Raw genomic sequence first — 5,373 nt, forward strand, 5'->3', positions numbered from 1 at the left:
GTAAAGATGTCCGGCGGTGACCTACTCTCCCACACCCTCACGAGTGCAGTACCATCGGCGCTGGAGAGCTTAGCTACCGGGTTCGGAATGTAACCGGGCGTTTCCCCTCCGCCATAACCGCCGTAACCCTAACAACAAACCAAACACACACGGTGCCCGTTTGCCCAGAATCACACAGTGGACGCGTACATCTTCGAAGTCAAGTCCTCGGCCTATTAGTACCGGTCAACTGAACCAGTTACCTGGCTTACATCTCCGGCCTATCAACCCAGTCATCTACTGGGAGCCTTACCCCACCAAAGTGGGTGGGACACCTCATCTTGAAGCGAGCTTCCCGCTTAGATGCTTTCAGCGGTTATCCCTTCCGAACGTAGCCAACCAGCCGTGCCCCTGGCGGGACAACTGGCACACCAGAGGTTCGTCCGTCCCGGTCCTCTCGTACTAGGGACAGCCCTTCTCAAGTATCCTACGCGCGCGGCGGATAGGGACCGAACTGTCTCACGACGTTCTAAACCCAGCTCGCGTACCGCTTTAATGGGCGAACAGCCCAACCCTTGGGACCTGCTACAGCCCCAGGATGCGACGAGCCGACATCGAGGTGCCAAACCATCCCGTCGATATGGACTCTTGGGGAAGATCAGCCTGTTATCCCCGGGGTACCTTTTATCCGTTGAGCGACACCGCTTCCACACGCAAGTGCCGGATCACTAGTCCCGACTTTCGTCCCTGCTCGACCTGTCAGTCTCACAGTCAAGCTCCCTTGTGCACTTACACTCAACACCTGATTGCCAACCAGGATGAGGGAACCTTTGGGCGCCTCCGTTACCCTTTAGGAGGCAACCGCCCCAGTTAAACTACCCACCAGACACTGTCCCTGAACCGGATCACGGTCCGAAGTTAGAAACCCAAATCAACCAGAGTGGTATTTCAACAATGACTCCACCGATACTGGCGTACCAGCTTCACAGTCTCCCACCTATCCTACACAAGCTAATTCGAGTACCAATGTCAAGCTATAGTAAAGGTCCCGGGGTCTTTCCGTCCTGCCGCGCGTAACGAGCATCTTTACTCGTAATGCAATTTCGCCGGGCCTGTGGTTGAGACAGTAGGAAAGTCGTTACGCCATTCGTGCAGGTCGGAACTTACCCGACAAGGAATTTCGCTACCTTAGGATGGTTATAGTTACCACCGCCGTTTACTGGCGCTTAAGTTCTCAGCTTCGCCCCGAAGAGCTAACCGGTCCCCTTAACGTTCCAGCACCGGGCAGGCGTCAGTCCATATACATCGAATTACTTCTTCGCATGGACCTGTGTTTTTAGTAAACAGTCGCTTTCCCCTGGTCTCTGCGGCCATACAACGCTCCACCCGAAAAGGGCTTCACGTCTCCGGCCCCCCTTCTCCCTAAGTTACGGGGGCAATTTGCCGAGTTCCTTAACCACAGTTCGCCCGATCGCCTCGGTATTCTCTACCTGACCACCTGTGTCGGTTTAGGGTACGGGCCGCTAGAAGCTCGCTAGAGGCTTTTCTCGGCAGCATAGGATCACTGACTTCACCTGAATCGGCTCGGCATCACGTCTCAGCCTCACACACCACGGATTTACCTATGATGCAGCCTACACGCTTACCCCGGCACAACCACCGGCCGGGATCAGCTACCTTCCTGCGTCACCCCATCGCTTGACTACTACCCGCCAGGTTCCCGCGCTCCCTCAGATCAGTCCGAAAACCTCACCAAGTTCGGGCAGTTAGCACAACGAGGTTCATCATGGGCGCTCCTTCGCGGGTACGGGAATATCAACCCGTTGTCCATCGACTACGCCTCTCGGCCTCGCCTTAGGTCCCGACTCACCCAGGGCGGATTAGCCTGGCCCTGGAACCCTTGGTCATCCGGCGGAAGGGTTTCTCACCCTTCTTTCGCTACTCATGCCTGCATTCTCACTCGTGCCGCGTCCACAGCTGGGTCACCCCGCTGCTTCACCCCCGGCACGACGCTCCCCTACCCATCCACACACCTGCACCAACCCCAAAAAGGATCAGCGAAGTACACGCGTGAATGCCACAGCTTCGGCGGTGTGCTTGAGCCCCGCTACATTGTCGGCGCGGAACCACTTGACCAGTGAGCTATTACGCACTCTTTAAAGGGTGGCTGCTTCTAAGCCAACCTCCTGGTTGTCTAAGCGACCCCACATCCTTTTCCACTTAGCACACGCTTAGGGGCCTTAGCTGGTGATCTGGGCTGTTTCCCTCTCGACTACGAAGCTTATCCCCCGCAGTCTCACTGCCGCGCTCTCACTTACCGGCATTCGGAGTTTAGCTGATTTCGGTAAGCTTGTAGGCCCCCTAGACCATCCAGTGCTCTACCTCCGGCAAGAAACACGCGACGCTGCACCTAAATGCATTTCGGGGAGAACCAGCTATCACGGAGTTTGATTGGCCTTTCACCCCTAACCACAGGTCATCCCCCAACTTTTCAACGTTGGTGGGTTCGGCCCTCCACGCGGTCTTACCCGCGCTTCAGCCTGCCCATGGCTAGATCACTCCGCTTCGGGTCTAGAACATGCGACTCAAACGCCCTCTTCAGACTCGCTTTCGCTACGGCTACCCCACACGGGTTAACCTCGCCACATGCCACTAACTCGCAGGCTCATTCTTCAAAAGGCACGCCGTCACCCCTAAAGGCTCCGACGGATTGTAGGCGAACGGTTTCAGGTACTATTTCACTCCCCTCCCGGGGTACTTTTCACCATTCCCTCACGGTACTCGTCCGCTATCGGTCACTAGGAAGTATTTAGGCTTACCAGGTGGTCCTGGCAGATTCACGGCAGATTTCAGGAGTCCGCCGCTACTCGGGAACATCCACAGAAGACCAGAAGTTTTCACCTACCGGACTATCACCGTCTACGGCTGGCTTTTCCACACCATTCAGCTAACAACTGGCTTTATCACTTCTCGACCGAATGTCAGTCCGATCAGCAGAGTCCCACAACCCCGACCACGCAACCCCTGACAGGTATCACACGCAGCCGGTTTAGCCTCATCCGCTTTCGCTCGCCACTACTCACGGAATCACTATTGTTTTCTCTTCCTGCGGGTACTGAGATGTTTCACTTCCCCGCGTTCCCTCCACACACCCTATGAGTTCAGGTGCAGGTGACACCACATGACTGATGCCAGGTTTCCCCATTCGGACACCCTGGGATCACAGCTCGGTTGACAGCTCCCCCAGGCCTATCGCGGCCTCCCACGTCCTTCATCGGCTCCTAGTGCCAAGGCATCCACCGTTCGCCCTTGACAACTTGACCACAAAGATGCTCGCGTCCACTGTGTAATTCTCAACAAACGACCAACCCGCAACCCCCAGCCCCACACCAGCACCACCACACACGATGGCCGGTATGCAAGACCAGGCCGCGCCTGGCATCCAGAGACAACAACCCACCACGTGGCCTGTTCCCTCAGGACCCAACAGGATGCCCACCATCCGCACCAGCCGCACCAACACCACCCTCCACACCCCCACCCGAAAGCAGAAGCAGTACTAGCAGCATCAGCCGTTGCCAACACGAACTCACCAGTGTCTCCGCCAAATGAGCACCCCCACCCCACACTCGGAGGCGGCAGGCTCCCTACCCGACCTTCGCCGGGAGAGCGCTCCTTAGAAAGGAGGTGATCCAGCCGCACCTTCCGGTACGGCTACCTTGTTACGACTTCGTCCCAATCGCCAGCCCCACCTTCGACAGCTCCCTCCCACAAGGGGTTGGGCCACCGGCTTCGGGTGTTGCCGACTTTCGTGACGTGACGGGCGGTGTGTACAAGGCCCGGGAACGTATTCACCGCAGCGTTGCTGATCTGCGATTACTAGCGACTCCGACTTCACGGGGTCGAGTTGCAGACCCCGATCCGAACTGAGACCGGCTTTTTGGGATTCGCTCCACCTCACGGTATCGCAGCCCATTGTACCGGCCATTGTAGCATGCGTGAAGCCCTGGACATAAGGGGCATGATGACTTGACGTCATCCCCACCTTCCTCCGAGTTGACCCCGGCAGTCTTCGATGAGTCCCCGCCATAACGCGCTGGCAACATCGAACAAGGGTTGCGCTCGTTGCGGGACTTAACCCAACATCTCACGACACGAGCTGACGACAGCCATGCACCACCTGTGACCGCCCCCGAAGGACCCCACATCTCTGCAGGTTTTGCGGCCATGTCAAACCCAGGTAAGGTTCTTCGCGTTGCATCGAATTAATCCGCATGCTCCGCCGCTTGTGCGGGCCCCCGTCAATTCCTTTGAGTTTTAGCCTTGCGGCCGTACTCCCCAGGCGGGGCGCTTAATGCGTTAGCTGCGGCACAGAGAACCGGAGAGGCCCCCCACACCTAGCGCCCAACGTTTACAGCGTGGACTACCAGGGTATCTAATCCTGTTCGCTCCCCACGCTTTCGCTCCTCAGCGTCAGTATCGGCCCAGAGACCCGCCTTCGCCACCGGTGTTCCTCCTGATATCTGCGCATTTCACCGCTACACCAGGAATTCCAGTCTCCCCTACCGAACTCTAGCCTGCCCGTATCGACTGCAAGCCCACAGTTGAGCTGTGGGTTTTCACAGTCGACGCGACAAGCCGCCTACGAGCTCTTTACGCCCAATAAATCCGGACAACGCTCGCGCCCTACGTCTTACCGCGGCTGCTGGCACGTAGTTGGCCGGCGCTTCTTCTGCAGGTACCGTCACTTACGCTTCGTCCCTGCTGAAAGAGGTTTACAACCCGAAGGCCGTCATCCCTCACGCGGCGTCGCTGCATCAGGCTTCCGCCCATTGTGCAATATTCCCCACTGCTGCCTCCCGTAGGAGTCTGGGCCGTGTCTCAGTCCCAGTGTGGCCGGTCGCCCTCTCAGGCCGGCTACCCGTCGTCGCCTTGGTAGGCCATCACCCCACCAACAAGCTGATAGGCCGCGAGCCCATCCCAAGCCGAAAAACTTTCCACACACCACCATGCGGCAGCATGTAATATCCGGTATTAGCCCCGGTTTCCCGGGGTTATCCCAAAGCCTGGGGCAGGTTGCTCACGTGTTACTCACCCGTTCGCCGCTCGAGTACCCCGAAGGGCCTTTCCGCTCGACTTGCATGTGTTAAGCACGCCGCCAGCGTTCGTCCTGAGCCAGGATCAAACTCTCCAACAAAAACTTGTGAAGAAATCAAACCCGGCATATAAAATGCCAAGGAATCACCAACCAGAAAACCACCACAAACGCGGCAGTCAACCAGCCGGGAACCAAACAAACTTTGGCACTGGCTTATCAAGCACCCTGTTGAGTTCTCAAAGAACAAACACACACCAGCAGAACCACCCACACCAAGCAGGCAACCCCACCAGGGC

3 rRNA genes are annotated in these 5,373 nt (G+C 57.4%); all 3 read right to left on the minus strand.

Features of this window, described 5'->3' with window-relative positions:
* Positions 1 to 8: 8 nt before the first annotated feature.
* Positions 9 to 125: ribosomal RNA gene (rrf, locus tag ACFHWU_RS28550) — 5S ribosomal RNA — on the minus strand.
* A 70-nt stretch (positions 126 to 195) separates the two neighbouring features.
* Positions 196 to 3,302: ribosomal RNA gene (locus tag ACFHWU_RS28555) — 23S ribosomal RNA — on the minus strand.
* 357 nt (positions 3,303 to 3,659) lie between these two features.
* Positions 3,660 to 5,176: ribosomal RNA gene (locus tag ACFHWU_RS28560) — 16S ribosomal RNA — on the minus strand.
* The 16S, 23S and 5S rRNA genes sit together here, the layout of an rRNA operon.
* Positions 5,177 to 5,373: the final 197 nt, after the last annotated feature.

The sequence above is a fragment of the Micromonospora sp. LOL_015 genome (genome assembly GCF_048060275.1).
GTDB lineage: Bacteria > Actinomycetota > Actinomycetes > Mycobacteriales > Micromonosporaceae > Micromonospora_E.